The sequence below is a fragment of the Paenibacillus vini genome (genome assembly GCF_018403325.1).
GTDB lineage: Bacteria > Bacillota > Bacilli > Paenibacillales > Paenibacillaceae > Fontibacillus > Fontibacillus vini.
In genome coordinates this window covers 17,501-40,857 of record NZ_BOSL01000020.1, presented here as the reverse complement: position 1 = coordinate 40,857, position 23,357 = coordinate 17,501, and the positions used below count along the sequence as shown (strand labels likewise).

18 protein-coding genes are annotated in these 23,357 nt (G+C 48.6%); 1 reads left to right on the top strand and 17 read right to left on the bottom strand.

Features of this window, described 5'->3' with window-relative positions; translation table 11 throughout:
• Positions 1-129 precede the first annotated feature (129 nt).
• From KJS57_RS22780 to KJS57_RS22710, 15 genes are all read right to left on the bottom strand, one after another.
• Positions 130-882: a tRNA threonylcarbamoyladenosine dehydratase gene (locus KJS57_RS22780; protein WP_213656460.1), complete on the bottom strand. Its 753-nt coding sequence runs from the start codon at positions 880-882 to the stop codon at positions 130-132.
• A gap of 17 nt (positions 883-899) precedes the next feature.
• Positions 900-3,335: a glycoside hydrolase family 31 protein gene (locus KJS57_RS22775; RefSeq protein WP_213656459.1), complete on the bottom strand. Its 2,436-nt coding sequence runs from the start codon at positions 3,333-3,335 to the stop codon at positions 900-902.
• 52 nt (positions 3,336-3,387) lie between these two features.
• Positions 3,388-5,148: a glycoside hydrolase family 13 protein gene (locus KJS57_RS22770; protein ID WP_213656458.1), complete on the bottom strand. Its 1,761-nt coding sequence runs from the start codon at positions 5,146-5,148 to the stop codon at positions 3,388-3,390.
• A 53-nt stretch (positions 5,149-5,201) separates the two neighbouring features.
• Positions 5,202-6,038: a sugar ABC transporter permease gene (locus KJS57_RS22765; protein WP_211020114.1), complete on the bottom strand. Its 837-nt coding sequence runs from the start codon at positions 6,036-6,038 to the stop codon at positions 5,202-5,204.
• Positions 6,035-7,345, bottom strand: a complete 1,311-nt coding sequence (locus KJS57_RS22760; protein WP_213656457.1) for a carbohydrate ABC transporter permease — start codon at positions 7,343-7,345, stop codon at positions 6,035-6,037. Before KJS57_RS22760 ends, KJS57_RS22765 begins: the two co-directional genes overlap by 4 nt.
• Before the next feature lie 102 nt (positions 7,346-7,447).
• A complete protein-coding gene (locus tag KJS57_RS22755) occupies positions 7,448-8,779 on the bottom strand; it encodes a sugar ABC transporter substrate-binding protein (protein ID WP_213656456.1) in 1,332 nt (443 codons plus the stop codon).
• A gap of 190 nt (positions 8,780-8,969) precedes the next feature.
• On the bottom strand, positions 8,970-9,998 hold the full coding sequence (locus KJS57_RS22750; protein ID WP_213656455.1) for a LacI family DNA-binding transcriptional regulator: 1,029 nt from the start codon (positions 9,996-9,998) through the stop codon (positions 8,970-8,972).
• A 147-nt stretch (positions 9,999-10,145) separates the two neighbouring features.
• Positions 10,146-11,924, bottom strand: coding sequence for an aspartate--tRNA ligase (gene aspS / locus KJS57_RS22745; RefSeq protein WP_213656454.1), 1,779 nt, complete (start codon positions 11,922-11,924; stop codon positions 10,146-10,148).
• Positions 11,925-11,978: 54 nt separating this feature from the next.
• Positions 11,979-13,223: a histidine--tRNA ligase gene (gene hisS / locus KJS57_RS22740; RefSeq protein WP_213656453.1), complete on the bottom strand. Its 1,245-nt coding sequence runs from the start codon at positions 13,221-13,223 to the stop codon at positions 11,979-11,981.
• Positions 13,224-13,833: 610 nt separating this feature from the next.
• Positions 13,834-14,313: a hypothetical protein gene (locus tag KJS57_RS22735; RefSeq protein WP_211020126.1), complete on the bottom strand. Its 480-nt coding sequence runs from the start codon at positions 14,311-14,313 to the stop codon at positions 13,834-13,836.
• A gap of 74 nt (positions 14,314-14,387) precedes the next feature.
• Positions 14,388-14,894 (bottom strand): type 1 glutamine amidotransferase domain-containing protein, encoded by a 507-nt coding sequence (locus KJS57_RS22730; protein WP_211020128.1) that lies wholly within the window; start codon positions 14,892-14,894, stop codon positions 14,388-14,390.
• 154 nt (positions 14,895-15,048) lie between these two features.
• The gene (locus KJS57_RS22725; RefSeq protein ID WP_211020130.1) at positions 15,049-15,468 is read right to left on the bottom strand and encodes an SRPBCC family protein; all 420 of its coding nucleotides are present in this window, start codon (positions 15,466-15,468) and stop codon (positions 15,049-15,051) included.
• Positions 15,469-15,611: 143 nt separating this feature from the next.
• Positions 15,612-15,776: a hypothetical protein gene (locus tag KJS57_RS22720; RefSeq protein ID WP_213656452.1), complete on the bottom strand. Its 165-nt coding sequence runs from the start codon at positions 15,774-15,776 to the stop codon at positions 15,612-15,614.
• A gap of 92 nt (positions 15,777-15,868) precedes the next feature.
• Positions 15,869-16,315: a D-aminoacyl-tRNA deacylase gene (dtd, locus tag KJS57_RS22715; RefSeq protein WP_213656451.1), complete on the bottom strand. Its 447-nt coding sequence runs from the start codon at positions 16,313-16,315 to the stop codon at positions 15,869-15,871.
• An 18-nt stretch (positions 16,316-16,333) separates the two neighbouring features.
• Positions 16,334-18,508, bottom strand: a complete 2,175-nt coding sequence (locus KJS57_RS22710; RefSeq protein WP_211020135.1) for a RelA/SpoT family protein — start codon at positions 18,506-18,508, stop codon at positions 16,334-16,336.
• Positions 18,509-18,978: 470 nt separating this feature from the next.
• Between KJS57_RS22710 and uraA the strand changes: the two genes are divergently transcribed.
• Positions 18,979-20,274 (top strand): uracil permease, encoded by a 1,296-nt coding sequence (gene uraA / locus KJS57_RS22705; RefSeq protein WP_213656450.1) that lies wholly within the window; start codon positions 18,979-18,981, stop codon positions 20,272-20,274.
• Positions 20,275-20,356: 82 nt separating this feature from the next.
• Here the strand turns inward: uraA and KJS57_RS22700 are convergent, their stop codons facing one another.
• Together KJS57_RS22700 and recJ are read right to left on the bottom strand one after the other, a co-directional pair.
• A complete protein-coding gene (locus tag KJS57_RS22700; RefSeq protein WP_211020139.1) occupies positions 20,357-20,875 on the bottom strand; it encodes an adenine phosphoribosyltransferase in 519 nt (172 codons plus the stop codon).
• A gap of 47 nt (positions 20,876-20,922) precedes the next feature.
• Positions 20,923-23,328: a single-stranded-DNA-specific exonuclease RecJ gene (recJ, locus tag KJS57_RS22695; RefSeq protein ID WP_213656449.1), complete on the bottom strand. Its 2,406-nt coding sequence runs from the start codon at positions 23,326-23,328 to the stop codon at positions 20,923-20,925.
• Positions 23,329-23,357: the final 29 nt, after the last annotated feature.

Sequence of the window (23,357 nt, the reverse complement as noted above, 5' to 3'; positions counted from 1 at the left end):
ATAGTATAGCATTCGTACCTAAAAAAAGCGAATAACAATAAGACGCAGATCCGATACATGATCGAGTCTGCGTCTTAAGTTAAATCGGCTGTTTCCGGTACCTTCCCAGGGTTTAGAATCCGAGAGAAATCATCCCTTGGCTTCTCCCGCTTCAAGCAATTCTTTTACGGCCACGCTGACCATAATGAGCCCTACGACAGGCGGAACGAATGAATTGCTCGCCGGCGGCTGTTTGGCTTTGCGAATCTTGGCCCCTTCCGGTGCAATTTTCTCCGTTACGTCTGCCCGCGGTTTAACCGGCGGCTCCGTGGAGAACACGACCTTGACGCCTTTTTTGATGCCGTCTTCCCGCAGCTTGGTACGGATCACGCGAGCCATCGGGTCCATATGGGTCTTGGAAATGTCGGTGACCTGAAACTTGGTCGGGTCCATCTTATTGGCCGCTCCCATACTGGAGAGGATAGGAATACCGCGCTTGCGGCATTCCTTGATCAGATGGATTTTGTATATGATCGTATCCGAGGCATCCAAGACATAGTCGATGTCGTATTTGAACAATTCTTCATACGTTTCTTCCGTATAAAACATGTTCAAAGCGATGGTCTCGCATTCCGGATTGATCAGCTTCACCCGTTCGCACATCAGATCCGCCTTTTTCTGGCCGATCGTCGTCGTCAAGGCGTGAATCTGCCGGTTAATATTGGTGATATCAACCACGTCTTTATCGATCAGAATAATCCGTCCGATTCCGGTTCTGGCCAGTCCTTCGACCGCCATCGCGCCGACGCCCCCGATTCCAAGCACCGCCACAGTACTATTTTTCAGGATATCCAGGCCTTCAGCTCCGATAGCGAGCTCAGTCCGTGAAAATTGATGAAGCATTGTCTGCTAACCTCCCATTAACCCTCAACGATAAATTCAACCCCCTGTAAACCCGCTAATTGCTTCTTAATATACAGATGATTGTCCTGTTTGTCATAATACCATCCAGAACTCCGCTCCTCAAGATGCTTCATTTCATGAACCTCCGAAACCTGGCTCACAGACTTTGGAATAAAGGAGAGATGATGAGTCGTAAATAGTATGGATTTATCGGCTTGCCGCAATCCGCAGACCTCGAAGGCAGCATGGATGGTGAAGCGTCGATCTGTTCCTTTCTGTTCCGTATGAATTCGAATCAAATTATAAGTGCCCTGAAGATGTTGATCGCTAATCCCATCATCCTCATACAGAGCGAAAGTATTATCGTTCCCCTGAGCATACAAATGAATATCAAGCTCCTTCCAATTTGCCTGACCCGTATGCTGAACAAGTTGAGCTTGGGGTAGGATAGCTCCAGCACGGACGAATAGCGGCAAAACATCCAGCGGCGCATAGGTGATGATATGCGTGCTCCCCTCATACCGCGTTCCGGTCCAATAGTCGAACCAGATGCCTTCAGGCAAGTAAACCACCCTATGTTGTTTGCCCGGCTCATAAATAGGCGCTACCAACAAATCCTTTCCGAATAAAAACTGATCGGACAGATGATACGTATTGCGATCCTTAGGGTACTCCAGCACTAATGGACGCATAATAGGAAGCCCTATGCACGTTGATTCATAAAAAAGAGAATAGAGATAGGGAAGCATCCGGTATCTTAATTCAATATACTTCCGGCAAATCTCTTCGACCTCATCATTAAAGGTCCATGGCTCCTGGTTACGTGTATCGATAGCACTATGGTTTCTACAGAACGGAGTGAATACGCCAAGCTGGGTCCATCTGGCTAGCAGCTCTCCTGACGCATGGTGCATAAACCCGCCGATGTCCGCTCCGCTAAAAGCCACCCCGGAAAGCCCGAGATTCAGTCCCATCGACATCGACATTCTCATATGGTCCCAATAGCTCCGGTTATCTCCCGTCCATACTGCGGCATATCGCTGAATGCCGGCGTACCCTGCTCTTGTCAGCACGAACGGTCTTTCTCCTTGCAGCAGCTTCGCCATTCCTTCATAGGTTGCCTGACTCATGAGCAAGCCGTAAACGTTGTGCATCTCTCCGTGTGTTTTGGGATTACCGTCATTACCGTGAATCACATCTTCATCCATTGTTTTCGTAGGAGAATTAAAGACGCTTGGCTCATTCATATCGTTCCATATCCCGCTGATTCCGTAATCCACATAAAATCGATGAAGCGCTCCCCACCACTCACGAGTTCCTTCCTCCGTAAAATCAGGGAAGACGCTTGGGCCCGGCCATACGTCGCCGACATACTCTTTTCCAGCAGGAGTTTGACAAAAACGTCCCGCTTCAAGTCCCTGCTCATAAATCTCGTACCCATGCTGAACTTTAACGCCAGGGTCGACAATAGGCACGATGCGGAATCCCAGTTCCTTCAATTCCCTCATCATCCCTGCCGGATCCGAAAAGCGCTCCTTATCAAACGTGAACACTTTGTATTCATCCATATAGTGAATATCGAGATAAATAACGTCGCAAGGAATTTTTTTGAACCTGAAATGATGTGCGAGCCGGATCACTTCCCCCTGATTCATATAGCTAAATCTCGATTGCTGATAGCCTAGAGACCATAAGGGTGGAAGCGGCATTTTTCCGGTTAGTGCCGAATAATTCGCAACGACATCCTTTAGCTCCGGACCCGCGATGAGGTACAATTCCATGTCCCCGTTGACCGTTTCAACAAAATAGCGATCCGCCTCTTCGCGTAAATCTATCACCGTTTTTCCCGGATTATCGATAAACAATCCAAACGTATTGTCGGAAGTATGGTGAATCAGAAGCGGAATCGATTGATATAGAGACTCCATATCCGGCACATGCGGGTCGAACACATCGGAATTCCACATCGTATACCTTTCTCCGCGTTTATTTAAATATCCCGTAGTTTCGCCAAGTCCATATATCATCGCATCATCATCCATACTCCCCTGACACCGCAACCTAGTCTCCGAGCAGGACAACAGGTAGGACCCGCATGGCTTCCCTTGAGAAGTTTCCACCTTGAAAGATAAGGCAGCTATATCTACAACGAGGACAATATTCCCTCCGTAAAGTTCCAATTCATTATCCAACTCAATAACATGCCAGCCTCCAAGAGGTTCAAAGGGTAACACTCCCATTGAAGGCTCCAGTTGAGCACTTTTTCTCTCTAGTGAACAGGATATTTTAACTATATCCGGCGTCACCAGCTTTACGGTAAGATTTCCATGCTCTCCATGGATCATGACATATTTGTCCTTCCATTCATACCCTTTATACGGACCAATATCACGGTAAATCGAGACAGATTCACTCTCTATCTGATCCGGGTGAATTTTCTCACTCGTTTGCATGATTTTCACCACTCCTCTATTTCTATTTGGCAGTACAGTTCGCAGGTAAAACTCAATTTTTGTAAAAAATATGAAAACCATAGGGACCGAGCTCAGCTATAAAATCACCTTTATAAGGCCGATCACTCACGGATCTGTCCCCACTCCCCGACACTTCCGCTTCCATCCACACGCCATCAGGTAGAGTAACGGTCACTGCGCTTGGCGAAGAAGAGGCATTCATCGCAATGATAAGATGATCTTCTCCTTCCTGGCGTTCATAAACGAGTACCGGCGAGTCCTTATCGGCTGATTGAATTCGAAAAACCCCTGTAACCAGCGCAGGATGAGTTTTACGCAGCTGAATGCACTTCTTATAAAAGGCAAACAAATCTCTATCCTGATGTTCTTCCTCCCAGATCATACACTTCCGGTTATCCGGATCAAATTCTCCGTCCAAACCAATTTCATCACCGTAATAAATACTGGGCGCCCCGATAAAAGTAAACTGGAAAGCTACCGCAAGTTTCATTTTCGCTTTGTCATTCCCGCACAAGGTCAGCAACCGAACCGTATCATGCGTATCCAAATGATTAAATGAAGCTTCGTTCACCTGCTGCGGATATCTGGCTAAATACCTCCCCAATTTTGACGCAAAGGCGTGCGCATCTCCATGCTGAAATACAAAGAAATCGAGAATCGCGTTGGAAACCGGGTAATTCATTACTGCGTGGAACTGATCTCCTTGCAGAAACTTCATTCCGTCATGCCATACCTCGCCTAAAATATAAGCATCCGGTTTGACTTCTTTTACCGCTTTCGCGAATTCTCTCCAAAAGGCATGATCCGCCTCATTAGCAACATCCAATCGCCATCCGTCCATATCTGTCTCTTGTATCCAATAACGGCCTACCTGAAGAAAATAATCGCGCACTTCCGGATTAGCGGTATTCAGTTTAGGCATCGTCTTCTCAAAAGCAAATGTCTTGTATGTTGGAATGCCGTCTACTACTTGAAGCGGCCATTCCTGAATGTGAAACCAGCCGTAATACGGAGAGTCAGGACCTTTTTTCACAACATCTTGAAACTGTGGCCACGTAACGCCGGAATGGTTGAATACTCCGTCCAAAATGACGCGAATCCCCCGTTCATGGCAGGAGCGCACTAATTCTTTCAGGGTTTCTTTTGTTCCGAAATGGGGATCAATTCTCATGTAGTCCTGTGTATCGTATTTATGATTGGCCGGCGCCTCAAATATAGGGTTAAAATAGATCGCTGTAATCCCTAATTCGGCTAAATAATCCAGGTGTTGAATGACCCCTTGCAAATCGCCGCCGAAGAAATTGCGGTATTCCGGTTTGCCTCCCCACGGAAGCGTTCCTTCCGGATCATTGGACGTATCGCCATTAGCAAAACGTTCCGGGAAGATCTGATAAAATATGGCGTTTTTCGCCCAGTCCGGCGGACATTGCAAATCGACCGGGTGCAAGTAAGGGAATTCAAAACAGCCTAAATGCTCTTTCGGCATCTGCAAATCAAATTCATTTTCACTGAACCAAATCCGCTCCTCCCCCTTTGTTAAAAGAAAGCAATAGGCCAGTCTGCCATAAGGCGGTTCTACTTCAGCCTGCCAATAGTCATAAAGCTCGTCATACGCCAGGAGTTCCATTGGTTTATACTGCATCTCTCCCCACGGCTTGCACTTGTCCCCATAAAGCACGTCAACTTTATCGATATCCGCTCTTTTCGTGCGAATGCGCATATGAACCGAGCGTTCATTATATCCGTAAACCCAACAATCGTTTGATCGGTGATAAACAGCCTCTAATAGCATTTTCTTTTCTCAACTCCCATTGATTTGTAGTTTGACTTGCCGATATTTGCGAATTAACCCTTATCCGCTCCCGCCATGAGTCCTTCAACCAAATAACGTTGCAAGAATACAAACAATAAGGTCAGCGGTACGGCAACCAGCACGCAGCCTGCTGCAAACAACGTAAATTCCGTTGCGGATCTGCCTTGTACTATCCGGAACAAACCTACGGCCAGCGTCTGGTTTTCCGGTGTGCTGAGCACCATGTTGGCAAAAATAAAATCGACGAACCCGCCGCTGAAGGAAGTCAACGCAATATAGACCAGCATCGGCTTGGATAGCGGCAGAATGATGCGCCGAAATACGGTTAAATGCCCCGCCCCGTCTATTTTTGCCGCATCCACCAAGCTCTGCGGAATGGTATCGAAGTAGCTTTTAACGTACAGATATCCCATCGGAGCCCCGGCCGAATAGACCAGTATTAGCGATAAATGCGTATCCAGCAATTGCAGCTGCATTAACAAAATATAAACCGCGATCATGCTCATAAAGCCCGGAAACATTCCGATCACAAGCAAGCCTAACATCAGTTTCTTACGGCCTTTAAAGCGAAACCGCGAGAACACATAGCCTGTAATCGTTACCAGGACCGTGCTGAAAATCATTGTAAAGAAAGCAACCTTGAACGTATTCAGAAACCACTGTCCAAAGGGGTACTTATCGAACAATTCCCGATAATGCTCCAGCGTGAACGCGGACGGAATCAAAGTCTCGCTGTACAAGGCATTGCCCGGACGGACGGAGGACATAACGACCCATAATGCCGGGTATACGCAGGCAATACCGAGAAGGATCAGCCCTAGGTAACAGAATAGATTGCCCATACTGAATTTGCGCTTTGAGGTTATCATCTGTAGTCATCCTCCTCCTTGAATGCTTTGGTACGACGGACATTGGTAACGGCGAAGGACGCAACAATGATGAAAATAAAAATACCGATAATCGAGGCGAAATTGTATTTGCCGCTGTCCATGGTCAATTTGTAAAGCCAGGTTATCAAAATATCTGTACTGCCTGCAGATTGGTAGTTCGGATTAGCAGGGTTACCGTTCGTCAGGAGGTAGATCAAATTGAAGTTGTTGATGTTGCCGGCAAACGACATGACGAGGAGCGGTCCGAAAGAAAGCATGACGGACGGAAAAGTAATGTTGCCGAATTGCTGCACGGGGGTGGCTCCGTCAATTTCCGCAGCTTCATATAAATCCTTCGATATTGTCGATAAAATGCCGATAACCATCAGCATGGTAATCGGGAATCCGATCCAGATATTAACGATAATAACCGTAAACTTGGCCCAGAACGGATCGGTTAGCCACGGTAAGCCGCCAAGTCCAAAATAAGCTAGATATTGATTGATCGGCCCGAATTGTCCATTGAACATATTTCGCATGATCAACAAGGAAATGAACTGAGGGATCGCATAAGGAATAATAAACAGCGTCCGCCAAAAGCCCTTAAATCGAATTCCTTTCTTCTGCACCATTAGTGCAGCAGCAAAACCGCCCGCAAATGTAGTCAAGGTCGCGCATATCGTCCAAACAAGCGTCCAGAACGCTACTCCAAAGAAAGTCTGGTTCCAGGCTTTGATCGTAAAAATATCCTTGAACCCTTCCAGTCCAATCCAGCTTACGAGCTTGGCGGGAGGCAAATAATTCGGTGCCGAATAATTCGTAAATGCGAGCAGGATCATGAAAAAAATGGGCATCACGGTAAAGAAAATAACGAGCAGGATGGGGAGGGTTATGATCATTTGCGGGAATTTAACCCCGCCTAGATATTGAAGCGTATCCGAAAAACGCGGGGCCGCTAATCCTTGTTCGCGCATATTCCCAACGTTGTATGCGTCCTTAACATTTGCTATATAAATTGCAAACCAAATGAGCAGGGCTAAAATGATGATAATTCCTTCGATCATGAGAAAGATCGAGTGATCTCCGCGAACATTGACGTAAAGCTTGCCCACTTTCTCGAGATGGTCCGCCTGCTCACCCAGCGTCACCAAACCCCAGATAGCTTTAGGTGCTGCCATAGTTACCGCTATTCCGGACAAATGAACGATAAAGAGCATCAGGCCTTTAATCATTTGCCGATTATATATTTGACCAAACCCCATACCGATGAGCGATAATACGGCCGCCCACTTTCGATGCTGGTTCATTGTCAATCATCTCCCGAAGATAAATATAAAATGGGCGACGTCATCCGTCAGAAAGAACGGACGACGTCAAGGTAATCGTGCAAGAAACCTAAAGAATTAACATTACTTCTTCAGAGTTTCTATGCCTTGCTTTATGCTTTCCACCGCATTGTCGAGCGTGGTTTTGACATCCTCGCCTTTCCAAATCAGCTCAAGCGCATTAGCGATAGGAGGCCATACTTGCTGCATTTCAAAAATGGAAGGCATGGCGATGGAATGCTCAAACTGTTGAATTGCCCCGCTTACCATTTCGTTTTCTTTTATTGCCGGTTCATTTTCCATCCCTTTACGAGCAGGAATAAATCCGGTCATCTCAAAGTTTTTTAGAAGTGCTTCCTGCGATGTTACGTACCGGGCGAACAATTTTGCCGCATTAGGATATTTGCTGTAAGCACTCACGTAATAAGCCTTCACGCCAGCAAAAGTATCGGGCTGTTGTCCATTCGGAAACTTAGGCAAAGGAACCATGCCTACTTCAAAGGGAAGACTGGAGAAGTTGCCGATATTCCATACGCCATCCAGATTAATCGCCAGCTTGCCTTCCTGAAACAGTCCGGTTTTTACATCGGTCGTTGCATCAGCAGCCTCCATCGGTAAAATTTCACGCATAGCCTGAAAGTATTTCATCCCTTCCACGGATCCTTCGTTATTCAGACCGATATCGTCAGGGTTCGTGTTGTCGTTGCCAAAAATATAGCCGTTAAAGCCGGAGATGAACGGATAAGCAAAGTAGAAATTGTTCAGTTGCATCATGAAGCCGTACTTCTTCTTGGCCGGATCGTTAAACTTTTTGGAAAAGCTGATAATGTTGTCCCAACTGCTCAAATCATTTTCAGTGACCAGCTCTTTGTTATAGAACAAAGCATACGTCTCCATGTTCCTTGGATATCCGTATAAAATGCCGTCTTTCGTTACCGCATTCACCGCTGTTTCCTGAAACTCGGTCCGTGTCTCCTCCTCAAAGTAATCGTTAGGGAGCACAAAGCCACCTGCAACAGCTTCACTCAAATTGTCATGCGGCAGGACCAGAACGTCAGCAGCCAATCCCGCAGGTCCGTCCGTTTTCATCTTTTGCATTTGTTCCGGCGCCCCCTGCTCTTGAACCTCTACCGGAATGTTGTACTTCTCCGTAAATTCCTTAGCTATTTCTTTCAAAAAAGGAGTTCCGTCATTTCCATCCCAAATGATGAGCTTTGCGCCGGATTCCGGAGTCAGTTGATCATTTGCACCTGAACCATCGGTCCCGGTGTTAGTTCCAACGTTAGTACCGTTTGTTTGTTCAGCTTGTTGCGCCCCGTTAGACTTCGTATTTTGGGATGAACACGCCACTGTAGTCGTAAATACCAGCATCAACACACACCATAAAGTCATCATTTTTCTAAAATTCATATGCATTGCAAACCACCCTCCTAAATTATTAAGCGCTTACATCATGTAAACTAAAACATTTAACCTGATCCGTTATTTATGTAGCTCTTCTCTGATAAAGAGTTTAGCTATTACATCACCTCCTTTATCGTATTTTTGATTAAACGTTTAATCATACTTTAAAAAAATATAGCATGATTGCTTTTCGTGCAAAAAGCTATATTTCTTTAAATGAGGCGCTGCTTTGTCTAACGGCCAAGCTAACCGGAATCTTTACGGACCTCTTATCTGTACTGAGCCCGGTACCATTAATTTGATCCAGTAACATAGTTACCGCGATCTGACCCTTAGCTACAATATCCTGCCTAATGGTAGTTAAAGAAGGAATCATATACTGAGAATAAAAAATATCATCGAATCCAACAACCGACAAATCCGCAGGTACTGATAAGCCGATGTCATGCAATCCTCGGATCAAACCGATTGCCGATACGTCGGAAAAGGCAAACATAGCACTGATCTTACTCTTATAGCTGCCTATCCTCTGCGCTACATGATATCCTCCCTGAATGGAAGGAGCTTCCTCAAAGGTTAGTTCGGGATCTTCCGGAATCCCTGATTCCCTTAATGCTCTCAAGTAACCTTGATGGCGGAAATAGTTGACCCCTCCTTCCTCCAATTTCCCTGTCAGCACACCGATGACTTTATGTCCCAGCCCGATCAAATGCTTGGTCCCTAAATATCCTCCTGCTTCATCATCAAGATCTATCTGATGGAAGTCAGGATTCGACAGATGGCTGTCCAAAAACACGCACGGTATGTTAAGAGACAGCAGCTTCTGAAATGCTGCCGTGTGCTCGAATACACCAACTACGATAAGACCATCCAGATGCCGCTGCTTCACAAACGAGAAATCTTCATTCTCGTCAATCCCCAGAAGAATGACCTGTACCTCATGATGCCTCGCCCCGCCCTCTACCCCTCGGACAAGCTCCCAATAGAACGGATTATCCTGAAGCATCCCTTTCTCCAAGAAAGGAACAACGATGGCAATCAGATGAGATTTCATGTCCTTCAGACTTCGTGCTGATGCACTGGGTACAAATTGCAGCTCCTGAATAATTTTATTTACTTTACTTACCGTATTTGGCGAGACTCTGCCTTTACCGTTAATCACATTGGACACCGTCGCAATTGAAACGTTTGCAATACGTGCGATGTCTTTGATAGACACTTTGTTATTCATTAGAAATCCAACCTTAGTTTATTGGTTAAACGTTACATCAACTACAGTTTGATTAAAACATCATCTCGTTGCTTTTGTCAATCCTATTTATTCAAAGATAAAAAAAGAAGCCCCCTGAATTGGGGAGCCTCTTTATTGATCATCCAGTTATTTTTTCTCTTCAACCGGCTTCTTGGCCACTTTGATATGCAGTTGCTCCAGCTGAGGCACGTCCACTTCGGACGGTGCGTTCATGAGCAGGTCGGTCGCGCTCGCCGTTTTAGGGAAAGCGATCGTCTCGCGCAAGTTAGAGCGTCCTGCCAGCAGCATAACCAGACGGTCGAAGCCGAATGCGATCCCGCCGTGCGGAGGTGTCCCGTACTCGAAAGCATCCATCAGATAGCCGAACTTGTCCTGAGCTTCTTCCTGAGAAAGGCCGATGGCCTTGAACATTTTTTCTTGAATATCGCGTTTGTAGATCCGCATGGAGCCGCCGCCAACTTCATAACCGTTCAACACAAGGTCATAAGCTTGAGCAAGAATTTGTCCAGGATCGGTATCGAACAATTCCAGGTCTTCTTCGCGTGGACGGGTGAACGGATGATGTTCGGCCACATAGCGTTTTTGTTCTTCATCCCAGCCCAAGAGCGGGAAGTCGACAACCCAGGCGAATTTGTACACATTATCGTCGATAAGCCCCAGTTGACGGCCGATCTTCAAGCGAAGCGCGCCGAGAACGTCGGCTACCACTTTTTTGTTATCCGCGGAGAAGAGCAGCAGGTCGCCTTCTTCGGCGCCGGTACGTTCTTTAATGGCTTCGATTTCTTGCTCTGTAAAGAATTTGACGATAGGACCCTTGAATTCGCCTTCCTTCACTTGAATCCAGGCTAATCCTTTCGCTCCGTAACGGGCCGCATATGGGCCGAGATCGTCGATTTCTTTACGGCTCCATGTTCCGCAGCCTTTAGCGTTCAAAACTTTAACTTCTCCGCCCTTTTCAACCACCGAAGCAAATACTTTCACTCCGCTGGAAGCCACCAGATCGCTCACGTTGACAAGCTCCAGGCCGAAGCGCAGGTCCGGTTTGTCGGAGCCGTATTTCCCGATGGCATCCGCATAGCTTAGACGTTGGAACGGCGTAGGAATATCGACGCCTTTCGTTTCCTTGAACAGGCGAACGACCAGTTGTTCCATCATGTCCAATAGCTCGTCCCGGCTAAGGAATGACGTCTCAATGTCGACTTGCGTGAATTCAGGTTGACGATCCGCACGCAGATCCTCGTCCCGGAAGCAGCGGGCGATTTGATAATAGCGCTCGACACCGCTCACCATCAGAAGCTGCTTGTACAGCTGAGGGGATTGCGGCAGTGCGAAAAATTCGCCGGCATGTACGCGGCTAGGCACGAGATAATCGCGTGCGCCTTCCGGAGAGCTCTTCGTCAGGATCGGAGTTTCTACCTCAATAAATCCTTCACCGTCCAGGAAATCGCGGAATACTTTAGCCGCTTTGGAACGAAGCCACAGCGTTTTTTGCATTTCCGGACGACGCAGGTCCAGGTAACGGTATTTCAAGCGAAGCGACTCGTCCACTTCAACGCCGTCTTCGATAAAGAATGGAGGCGTTTTGGCTGCATTCAGCACTTCGATTTCCGTAATTTGCACTTCGATTTCGCCAGTCGGCAAGTTCGGGTTGACGGTTTCGGCATCTCTTTTGACTACTTTTCCGCTGACGGCAAGCACGTATTCGCTGCGCACTTTATCGGCGATTTGCAGCGCTTCTCCGGAATAAGCAGGATTGAAAACGATCTGTACGATGCCGCTGCGATCGCGCAGGTCGATGAACAGGACGCCTCCCAGGTCGCGGCGGGTTTGAACCCAGCCGTTAAGCGTTACGGTTTCTCCGATGTTCGCGGTGCTTAATGTGCCGCATTGATGAGTACGTTTCATGTCAGTGCAAAACTCCTTCAAAAATATATTTTTTATAAAGTTTTTAAACTTTGATTACTTCAATTCATTGACCAGCTCTGAGAGCTTCACAGTGCGCTGTTCACCGGTCTCCATCGATTTCAACGCAATCTCCCCGCGCTCCAGTTCATCATCGCCCAGAATGGCCGTGTAGCGCGCCTGCATGCGGTCTGCCGATTTCATCTGTGCTTTCATTTTGCGACCGAGATAATCCCGCTCCGCCGAGAAGCCGGCCTGACGCAATTTGAACAGCTGCGTCGTAATCTCTTTATCCGCCGCTTCCCCAAGGGCTACGAGATATACGTCAAGCGGCTTGACGCCGCTGAGCCCGATCTCCTGCTTCTCAAGAATAAGCGCGATCCGCTCCATACCGAGCGCCATACCGATCCCGGGCTGATCGGGTCCTCCGACTTCAGCCACCAGACCGTTATAGCGGCCGCCTCCGCCGATTGTATCGATAGCGCCGATGCCCTGGGCTTTATATTCAAACGCGGTATGCGTGTAATAATCCAGGCCGCGCACCAGCCGATGGTTGATCACATAATCCACTTCCATGGCGCTTAGCAGTTCCTGAACCTTGGCAAAGTGCGAAGTGCACTCCTCATCAAGACTGTCCAGGATCGACGGAGCATCGCCGAACTTATCCTGATCAACCTTGCAATCGAGCACCCGCAGCGGATTGCGTTCCATCCGTGACTGGCAATCCTTGCACAGGCTTTCCTTCATCGGAGTCAGGAAGGCCAGGAGCTTCTCGCGGTATGCCTCGCGGCTGGCCGGGTTGCCTACCGAGTTAATCTCCACTTTTACGTCCTGCAGGCCAAGCTCTCGGCAGTACTGAAATCCTAAAGCTACGACTTCAGCATCAATAGCCGGATCCGTGGCTCCGAACGCCTCCACCCCGAACTGGTGAAACTGGCGTTGGCGCCCGGCTTGAGGACGCTCATATCGGAACATCGGTCCAATGTAATAAAGCTTGGTCACATCAGGTTCGCCGTAAAGTTTATTCTCCACATAAGAACGAACGACGCCGGCTGTTCCTTCGGGACGAAGTGTCATCCACCGCTCCCCTTTATCCTGGAAGCTATACATTTCTTTTTCTACAATATCCGTCGTTTCGCCCACACCGCGCTCAAACAGCGAAGTCTGTTCAAAAATCGGTGTCCGGATTTCCCGGTAATTAAAGCGCCGGCACAGATCGCGGGCCTTTTCCTCGATCAGCTGCCACTTCTCGACAGTGCCCGGCAGCAGATCCTGCGTACCCGTAGGTTTCTGAAACGCCATTATCCATTCCTCCATCTTCTGCTAAAAAAATAAAAAACTCCCGTTCCTGTTTAATTACAACAGGGACGAGAGATTGGTTTTCCAATTTACCCGTGGTGCCACCCACATTCCGAATACTCCTTACTTATATCACAGGGCTCAATCTTCCGATCACATTCGCCTGATATGAAGTATTCGCTTTAAAGCGGTGTAACGCCCGCATGCGCCGTACGTCTACTATGCCTTGAAGAAATGATCCATGTCATTATTTCACGCATTTCGCCGCCGGTTCTCGGGGAAGTCTTTCGTTCAATCATCACCGGAATCCTTCCAGCCGGCCTTATCGGGTGCAATTCAGAATGAATGGCCAATCCGTCAAGGCAGGGATTCCTCTCTGCGGGTGTGGGGCTGAAGTACTTTGTCCCGTCGTTGAATCAGTATGAAACTGTATATTTCCTGATTTTAAGGAATTACAGTAACAAAGTCAAGTACGGACAAAGAAAAAAACCTGCACCAACGGGGCACAGGTCCAAAGGTATTATATTAAAAAGGGGGTCATGCTGTTATTATAAACAGGCTATGTTAAAGGAACATGAAACGAATATTACAGTTGTATTACAAACTCAAATTTTTAATCCAAATGTTCGACAAACGCGCCCCGGCTGCGCAGCTTATGGACGATGTCATCATAATCGGTTTCTTTAACCTTTGCGGTTAATACATATTTCAAATTGCTGAAATCATCGTCACTGAAGTGGTTCGCATCAATTACAGGATCTAACTCCGAATCAAAATCGGGCCGATCTCTTTCGGTATCGACACGCTCTCCGTTAATCCGGCCGTCGTCGGAATCATCGTCACCCATAGCAACTACAGGAATGACTCCCTGAGCGCTTACCGTCCCAGGAATTCCTACGGCTCCGTAGGTTCCCCCTGTATTGGTAGTAGTACTGTTAAGGGGAAGCAACGGAACGAGAATATTGTGGCTTCTGCCGATCGAATGATCCAGCGAGCTGACTTCAACCTGCTCCATTTCAAATGGAAGCAGGCTGGTCCTTGCGCCCTCCGCCTGATCCTCACTCATAAAATACGCTTGAATATGCTTGGCCATTTCGATCTCTCCTTTTCAACCGCATAATGGTTTGCCGTCCCGGACTTGTCATCTATAGGATCCGGTTAGACCGGTTACAGCTTCTTCAACAGTTCCCGCACAAAGGCTGGTTCGTCCTTCGGCGTTCGTGAGGTAACATAATTGCCGTCAACAATAACTTCCTCGTCGCGGAATTCCGCGCCGGCGTTCACGATATCATCTTGCAGAGGGGGATAACAGGTTACGGTTCTTCCCTTCAGCAGGTCCGCGCTGATCAGGATCTGCGGCCCGTGGCAAATCGCGGCAATCGGTTTGCCCGCGGCATTGGCCTGAGTCACGAAATCAAGAATTCCTTGATCAAGCCGCAAATTTTCCGGCGAAGATCCGCCCGGAATAACAACCGCGTCGTACTCTTCGGCCTTCACCTCGGAAATGCCCTTGTCCGCTGTATATTCAGCTTTTCCCTGTTTGCCTTTTAAAGTTTCTCCGGCCTTAAGCCCGATAATATCGGCCTGATGTCCGGCTTTTTTCACCTCGTCATAGGGTACCTGCATTTCCGAGTCTTCAAATTGGTTCGCTAGCAAAAAAGCAACTTTACTCATAAGTAACATTCTCCTCTCGGATGTGTCCTTCGCTTGTTATTACCCGAATGGCTTCGCTTTATAACAAACCGGATTGCTGTGGCAGTAAACCTTAATATTGATATTTCGATCAAAAAAACCGCCCCAATGTAAGGGCGGTAATTGAACTATCGAATCACTGTTCTGCTAATTGCTTTATTTTATCTAAAGTCTCTTCCCAGTTTTTGTCCGAGTGCTCATACATCGTAGGTGTCGAAAAGTTACGGTGCGTTAAATGAATTGTTGTACTATCGTGATTATCAATTAATTGGAACGCAATAATCGAGTAATTTTCCGGAGTGTCCGGAGTCCCCGAGAACCCGCTCCAATAATCATAAGAAAAAGTGTCAGCTTCCTTGAATTTCAATACATGCCCCTTATCGGTAAAGTCTTGTCCGTCCCATGAAAATGAAAATGTGATCGGACTGCCTTCTCTCCAATCCGTTTCAATATGTACACCTAACCAATCTTTAATGTAATCAGGATCAGTTAATACGTTCCACACAACCTTATTACTTGCATTAATATCTCTGGTTTTTTCAATAATGAAGTCCAACTTACTCCTCCTCTCCGAAATTTCATTGTTACCCAAACTATAGAACAAACGTTCGTAATTGTCAAATATAAACAACGAAGTTTAATTCAGCCATAAAAAAAGAACCGGGCATAACTCGCCCGATCCTTTCCTATTCCAGAGACTTAGCTTCCTGGCCGCGGAATATACTCGCCGGAAGGTTTAATCTCCCGGACGGTCTGCAATTCCTCATCCTGCGCAGAGCGTACCAGAGCAAGCGCTTCGCTGCGCTCCCCGGCGGCCATGAGCGGAAGCCCTTGCCAAACCCTTGACTTTATAGATTGACGCATTGAGATCGGTAACCCCTTTTACGGACAATTTCACTGTACATTCACAGGTTGTCCCATAAAAGAATCCTTTATCCCAACCATCTTCTTCAAAATCATTGAAAAGGGTGGTCCAAAATAAGGGTAACCGGCCCCCAATTCGTGAAATCCACATCCATATCGGCCCCAAACTGTCCGGTCTCTACTACCAATCCCTTCTGACGCAGCAAATCGTTAAACTTCTCGTACAGCGGTTCCGCGATTTCCGGTTTCGCCGCCGTTGTAAAGCTCGGTCGTTTGCCTTTCCGGCAATCCCCGTAGAGCGTAAATTGCGATACCGATAAAATGGCCCCGCCGATGTCCGCCACACTGAGATTCATTTTGCCATCCTCATCCTCAAAGATGCGAAGCCCGGCGATTTTATCTGCGAGATAAGCCGCATCCTTCTCACAATCCTCATGTGTGATACCTACCAGCAGGAGAAGGCCTTGCCCGATGGATCCGATCGTCTCTCCCGAAACATCCACCTTTGCCCGCTTGCAGCGTTGAACTACGATTTTCATGTTGCGTACTCCTGTTCCTTATTGCATAATCCGGTGCACGGTGTAAACATCTTTCACCCGTTTGATTTTCTCGACGACGGATTGCAGATGGTCCGTATTCCGGATCAGAATCGTCATATGGACTAGCGCCATTTTGTTTTTGTCCGACCGTCCGGAAACGGCCGAAATATTCGTCTTGCTCTCCGATACAGCCTGCAGCACTTCGTTAAGGAAATTCCGGCGATCATGTCCCGTAATTTCAATATCGACGCTGTAATTTGCCTCGATGGCGTTCTCCCATTCCACGTCGATAACGCGTGCAGCTTCTTCATCGTCATTTCCGTTAGGTATGTTCGGGCAATCGCTGCGATGCACGGAGACGCCACGTCCGCGTGTAATATAGCCTACGATATCGTCGCCGGGAACCGGGTTGCAGCATCTGGCAAAACGGACGAGCAGGTTATCGATCCCCTTGACCACGACTCCGTTTGTCGGACGAGGTCTACGCTCTTCCGGTGCTTTTACTTCCTTCACTTCCGAGGTAAGCTCGATCGAGCTGCTCTCTTCCTGCTCTTTGCGAAGCTTCTCTGTCAGCTTAGTGGTGATCTGAGCCGCTGTGATGCCGCCGAATCCTACGGCCGACAACATATCGTCGATATCGTTGAAGGCAAATTTCTTACAGGCCTCCATAAGCTTGTCGTCCGACATCCAGGCGGAAGGCTCAATGCCGGCCCGCTTCAATTCGCGTTCGATCGCTTCGCGGCCTTTTTCGACGTTCTCCTCGCGTTTCTCCTTTTTGAACCACTGCTTGATTTTGCTTCGCGCATGGGAAGATTGCGCAATTTTGAGCCAATCCTGGCTCGGTCCGTAGGAATGCTTGGATGTGAGGATTTCTACGATATCCCCGGTCTTTAACCGATGGTCCAGCGGTACGATCCGGCCGTTGACTTTGGCGCCGATCGTGCGGTTGCCGACCTCGGTATGAATCCGGTAAGCAAAGTCCAGCGGAACCGATCCCGAAGGTAATTCGATCACTTCGCCGGAAGGCGTAAATACAAATACCAAATCGGTAAAAAAGTCCATTTTGAGCGATTCAACAAATTCCGAAGCATCCTTCGCTTCGTGCTGAAGCTCCAGAATCTCGTTGAAAAACGTCATCTTCTTCTCAGGGCCGCCGGTTTCCGGACCTTCCTTATAAGCCCAGTGCGCGGCGATCCCGTATTCCGCCGTCCGATGCATCTCCCAGGTACGGATCTGCACTTCAGTCGGCTCACCGTTGGGCCCTACGACCGTCGTATGCAGCGACTGGTACATGTTCGCCTTCGGCATTGCGATATAATCCTTAAATCTCCCCGGCATCGGTTTCCATAATGTATGGATGATGCCTAAGGTTGCGTAACAATCTTTGATATTGTCGACGATGATCCGAATTGCAAGCAGGTCATAAATTTCATTGAACTGCTTGTTTTTGGTGGTCATCTTTTTATAGACGCTATAAATATGCTTGGGACGTCCCGACAAGTCGGCCTCAACGCTCATCTCATCCAGCTTCTCGGATATGCGTGAGATTACGCTTTCGATGTACTCCTCGCGTTCCGCCCTTTTTTTCCGCATCAAATTGGCGATCCGGTAATATTGCTGCGGATTCAAATACCTTAGCGCAATATCTTCCATTTCCCATTTGATCGCCGAAATCCCGAGCCGGTTAGCAATCGGACAAAATATCTCCAGCGTTTCATACGCGATGCGCCGCTGGCTCTCTTCGGATTGATATTTCAACGTGCGCATGTTGTGCAGACGGTCTGCAAGCTTAATGACAATCACTCGGATGTCCTGCGCCATGGCGATGAACATTTTCCGGTAGTTCTCATTTTGCTGCTCTTCCTTGGATCGGAATTTGATCCGCTCCAGCTTCGTCAGCCCGTCGACAAGCATGGCGCAATCATGGCCGAAATGCTCCTCGATCTCCTTCAGGGATACGGTAGTGTCCTCAACTACATCATGAAGCAGAGCTGCAATAATGGACAAACTGTCCATCTGCATATTGACGACAATTTCCGCCACCGCCAAAGGATGAAGAATATATGGTTCTCCGGATTTGCGCACTTGTCCGTGATGAGCCTGCTCCGCAAAATCGTATGCCTCACGGATGCGCTCCAAATCCGGTTCTTTTATATAGGCCGACGCCTTTTCAAGTAATCGCTCTATGCCCATTGAATCCTGCTCGATTCCTTTCTATATCCCCAATTTTGATTTCCTATAATTATGACTCTTGCGTTCTCTTCCGTCAACTCTCGGACACTTTGCCGCCAAAAAATAGTCAGAGACCGTGTAATCCTTACTTTTTCTCAACTCCTCGCCGGCGTATGCTAAAGAATCATTTAGGAGAATCTGTAGAATAACCTTCAAGAGGTTGTTCAAAAAGTCATCTTTCCATGACGAAGCAGATCACGAAACGGATTCGACGTCGAATCTTGAATTCAGCCGGGCCTTCCGTTGCTCACGTACCCCATGTACGCTCCGCTACTCAGTCCCTAGCTTCATCCAACCTTCTTGGTCCTGAAAACCTGACTTTTTGAGCTCGCACTTAGGCAAAATAAATTTTGTGTTGAAAAATGTCGCCATTCTCATTAATCTATTAAGGATAGTTTTCATTATGTACGAAAAATAGAGGAGTGACCCTGTTGCAACGTGAAATTCAAGTTAATGAAAAAGTTCCTTTCGGACCTGGTGTTCTGCTGAGTGTGCAACACCTGTTCGCCATGTTCGGCAGCACCGTGCTTGTACCGAACCTGTTCGGCGTCGATCCCGGCATGATTTTGCTGATGAACGGCATCGGAACCCTGCTTTACATCTTCATCTGTAAAGGAAAGATCCCAGCTTATCTTGGTTCCAGCTTTGCCTTCATCTCTCCGGTGTCTCTGGTCTTGGCGTCTTATCCGGGCAACGGCTACTCGCTGGCACTGGGTGCCTTCATTGTGACCGGCGTGATCTTCATGCTCGTCGGATTGCTCGTCAAATATGCAGGAACTTCCTGGATCGACGTCGTCTTTCCTCCAGCTGCGATGGGTGCCATCGTTGCCCTGATCGGTCTGGAACTCATTCCGGTGGCCGCAGGCATGGCAGGCTGGATTTCGAAAAATCCAGGCGAAGCATGGTCTCCGAACTCTACTTACATCACGCTCTCGCTGGTTACCTTGGGTGTCACGGTTCTAGGCGCGGTCCTATTCCGTGGCTTTCCAAAAATCATCCACATTCTGATCGGAATCGTCGTTGGTTATGTTCTCGCTTATTTTATGGGCGAAGTGAATACTGCTGCGATTGCCCAAGCCAAGTGGTTCTCGCTTCCGACTGTAACTACGCCGCAATGGAACATTTCCGCCATCATCACGATCATCCCCGTGGCTCTGGTCGTCATCGTGGAACATATCGGGCATTTGCTCGTTACGAGCAATATCGTAGGCAAAGATTTGTCCAAAGACCCCGGTCTTCACCGCTCACTGCTTGGTAACGGTATTTCAACCATCTTGTCCGGCTTCGTAGGTTCGACACCAAATACAACCTATGGTGAAAATATCGGTGTCATGGCCCTGACGAAAGTGTATTCCATCTTCGTTATCGGCGGCGCAGCCATCTTCGCGATCCTGCTCTCTTTCTCGGGTAAATTCTCTGCGATCATCGCCTTCATCCCCGAGCCTGTTATGGGCGGCGTCTCCCTGCTGCTGTTCGGCGTAATCGCAGCTTCCGGTCTGCGGATCTTCGTAGAGCAAAAAGTCGATTTCTCCAAGCCGACGAACATGCTGCTTGCAACCATCGTTCTCGTCATCGGCCTCAGCGGCACGAAGCTGACGATGGGTACGGTAGAGTTGAAGGGAATGGCTTTAGCCACCATCGTCGGAATTGTGCTAAGCTTGTTCTTCAAGCTGATTCAGGTACTTGGCTGGTCCAACGACAAGGATGAGGAAAAAGCGGCTCATTAAGCCTAAGGCTCAATGCGTAAAAGCCTCTATATCACCAAGGTGATATGGAGGCTTTTTTATTACATTTATTGAGGCTTCCTTTTTAGTAATCGTAATGAACGAGGGAAAAGACTTCAATATCCGGCAGCTTCGCGCGTCCGTTCAATTCGCCGAGCTCGATCAGGAAGGCCGTTCCGACTACATTTCCCCCAAGCTGGCGGACAAGATCGACGGAAGTAGAGATCGTACCGCCCGTGGCGAGAAGATCGTCGGCAATGAGGACGTTTTGCCCCGGTTTGATGGCATCGCTGTGCATGGCGAGCCGATCTTTACCGTACTCAAGGTCGTAGCCGACCTCGATAGTCTCATAAGGAAGCTTGCCGCTCTTGCGGATCGGGACGAATCCCACGCCCAGAGCATAAGCAAGCGGAGCTCCTACAACGAAGCCGCGGGCCTCGGGTCCTGCGATCAGATCGATCTTCAGATTTGAAACAAGTTGTTTCAATTCATCGATCGCCAGCCGGTATTTCTCACCGTCATTCAGCAAAGTTGTAATATCCTTGAAGCTGATGCCCGGTTGCGGGAAATCCGGAATGACCCGGATATAGTCTTTGAAATCCAATAAAATCTCCTCCTAGAAAATATGCGAATTGCTATGAATGTATAGATTTATGAAGCCCCTTGTATATGGGTTTGCATCCATTCGGTAATCTGCGGAACCGGTGCATGCAGCAAAATATGCTCCATTTCCGCCAGCAGTCCCAGTTCCCGGTATCTCGTCGAAGACTCGAGCGGTCGCTTGGGCGGTGACGCGGCTACAGTTACTATGCCCGAAGTCCGCTCAATAAAGCCAAGTTCCTCAAAAACATCCAAGGTTAGGCCAAGCATTCGTCCGGATAACTTCGTACGTGCCTTCAAAGCGGCAACCAGTTCGTCTTCCCGGTGTCCCTCCGGCGCAAGCTTTCTCAAAAGGGCATATACCCCTTTGAACTGCTCGCGAGAAGGCGGCTCAAGCATTTCTCGAACCGGAGTTTTCGGATGAAGCAGAAACACTCTTTCCAAATTTCCGAACAAGGCCAGCATGCTGTTCCATTCCACAGGCATCTCCGGCAGCTCCAAAATAAACAGCGTGCCTATTCCCTCCGCTCCCGCCTTTTCTGATTCAGAGTTAGCCGGACTTGCACCGACTACCCTATCATATACCCAAAGCGAGCATCCGTTCAAATCATTTCCGTTCAGTTGCGGCGAACCTGAATTCACCATGACAGCAGCGGTTCCCGGTCCGAAAGAAGTCCATTTGGCCAAGGTCTCTTTCAATTCATCCAATTTGGCCACCGGGTTACGGAAGCCCCTGTAATCGTAAACTTGCAAATGGGTAACCGCGAGATCCTGGATCATCAGCTGCGGTTTTCGCGAGCCGTTCCATTCATTGATGCCCGCTTCCGCCACAATATCAATTTCCGATTCCTCAGAAAGCAGGAAGGCAAGCTCTCCCTTTCCAAAAGCAACCGCTTCTACTGTCTTGCCGTTCTGGCCGAGCGTCAAACGTAAATGCTTGCCATCCTTGCCCATCTGCCGGCATTCCAGCAATTTTGCCCCGCGGATCAGTAAACGCGGACACGGATTTGCCATGCCAAACGGAGCCAGCAGCTCCAACTGCTCGATGATCGGGAGGGTGATCTCTTGAAGAGAACATTCCAGATCATTTTGCATAACCGGGATAAAATGCTCGGGACGGAGAGCCGCGGAAGCAAAGTCGTTCAGCCGCTTGTCGAACTCGGCCAGCCGCTCCCGCGGCAGGGACATGCCGGCTGCAGCGGTATGACCGCCGAAATGATCCAGCAAATCGGCGCAATGCGTCAATGCCTCATATATGTCCAGACCAGGAATCGAGCGAGCCGAGCCTTTGCATTCACCGGTCTCGGGGTTGATACCGAGTACCAGCGTCGGTCGATAGTAACGCTCGAGGATTTTGGAGGCCACGATACCGACAACGCCGACATTCCACCCTTCTCCGGCTACAACGATCACATCGGGAAGGCGTCCTTCGGCTGCTTTGGTCTCCAGATCAACCAGCGCCTCCTGGACGATGTCCTCCACCAGCCCCTGCCGCTGTTTGTTCAAGATGTCCAGGTCCAGAGCCGCCAGTTCTGCCTCCTCCCGATCGTGGGTTGTCAGCAATTCAACCGCCCGGCCGGCATGGCTCATTCTGCCGCTGGCATTGATACGCGGTGCGAGACCGAACGCCACGTTCGTCGCCGTCACCTCGCCCGATTTCCAACCGGCGGTTTTAAGCAAAGCCGTCATGCCGGGAAAGGCGGAAGTCGCCATGGATTGCAGCCCATAGCGAACAAGCACTCTATTCTCACCAACCAGGGGCATTAAATCCGCTATCGTACCGAGAGCGGCAAGCTCTGTCCATTCGGGTGGAATCTCCTCCCCCAGCAGCGCTACGGCCAATTTGTAAGCAACCCCCACTCCAGCCAAACCTTTAAACGGATAAGGACAATGGGCAAGCTTTGGATTAATGAGTGCATAAGCGTCAGGAAGTACAGGCGGAGGCTCATGATGGTCGGTCACGATGACATCCATTCCGACGCTTGTGGCGTAGGCTATTTGCTCAACAGCGCTGATCCCCGTATCGACCGTGACGACCAGCGTAATTCCGCGCTCCTTGGCTTGCTCCAGAGCGTGAATATGTAGTCCGTAACCCTCTTTGGACCGATGGGGAATGTAATATTCATAGTCGGCGTTCAAATGCCGCATAAGATGGATCATCAACGCCGTAGAGGAGACTCCGTCAGCGTCATAATCTCCGTAAATCAAAATTCGTTCATTACGATCAAGCGCTTGCCTGATCCGTGAAACCGCCTCATTCATACCGCTGAGGAGAAACGGATCATGCAGGTCTTCCATGGTCCCCTTTAAGAAGCGCAAGGCCTCCTGCGGGTTATCCAGACCGCGTGAAGCCATCAGAGAGGCTACCAGCGGCGGGATGTCCAGTTGCCGTGCAAGCAGATCGGCAGCTTCCCTGTCGCAAGAGAGCGTATTCCATTGATACTTCGGTTGAAGCAAAATTTCACCTTCTTTCTCAGCCGTCCCTG

Excerpts from the sequence above, each read along its gene's own strand:
- KJS57_RS22780 (WP_213656460.1), bottom strand. The coding sequence starts at position 882 with ATGCTTCATCAATTTTCACGGACTGAGCTCGCTATCGGAGCTGAAGGC.
- KJS57_RS22775 (WP_213656459.1), bottom strand. The coding sequence starts at position 3,335 with ATGCAAACGAGTGAGAAAATTCACCCGGATCAGATAGAGAGTGAATCT.
- KJS57_RS22770 (WP_213656458.1), bottom strand. The coding sequence starts at position 5,148 with ATGCTATTAGAGGCTGTTTATCACCGATCAAACGATTGTTGGGTTTAC.
- KJS57_RS22765 (WP_211020114.1), bottom strand. The coding sequence starts at position 6,038 with ATGATAACCTCAAAGCGCAAATTCAGTATGGGCAATCTATTCTGTTAC.
- KJS57_RS22760 (WP_213656457.1), bottom strand. The coding sequence starts at position 7,345 with ATGAACCAGCATCGAAAGTGGGCGGCCGTATTATCGCTCATCGGTATG.
- KJS57_RS22755 (WP_213656456.1), bottom strand. The coding sequence starts at position 8,779 with ATGCATATGAATTTTAGAAAAATGATGACTTTATGGTGTGTGTTGATG.
- KJS57_RS22750 (WP_213656455.1), bottom strand. The coding sequence starts at position 9,998 with ATGAATAACAAAGTGTCTATCAAAGACATCGCACGTATTGCAAACGTT.
- aspS (WP_213656454.1), bottom strand. The coding sequence starts at position 11,924 with ATGAAACGTACTCATCAATGCGGCACATTAAGCACCGCGAACATCGGA.
- hisS (WP_213656453.1), bottom strand. The coding sequence starts at position 13,223 with ATGGCGTTTCAGAAACCTACGGGTACGCAGGATCTGCTGCCGGGCACT.
- KJS57_RS22735 (WP_211020126.1), bottom strand. The coding sequence starts at position 14,313 with ATGGCCAAGCATATTCAAGCGTATTTTATGAGTGAGGATCAGGCGGAG.
- KJS57_RS22730 (WP_211020128.1), bottom strand. The coding sequence starts at position 14,894 with ATGAGTAAAGTTGCTTTTTTGCTAGCGAACCAATTTGAAGACTCGGAA.
- KJS57_RS22720 (WP_213656452.1), bottom strand. The coding sequence starts at position 15,776 with ATGCGTCAATCTATAAAGTCAAGGGTTTGGCAAGGGCTTCCGCTCATG.
- dtd (WP_213656451.1), bottom strand. The coding sequence starts at position 16,315 with ATGAAAATCGTAGTTCAACGCTGCAAGCGGGCAAAGGTGGATGTTTCG.
- KJS57_RS22710 (WP_211020135.1), bottom strand. The coding sequence starts at position 18,508 with ATGGGCATAGAGCGATTACTTGAAAAGGCGTCGGCCTATATAAAAGAA.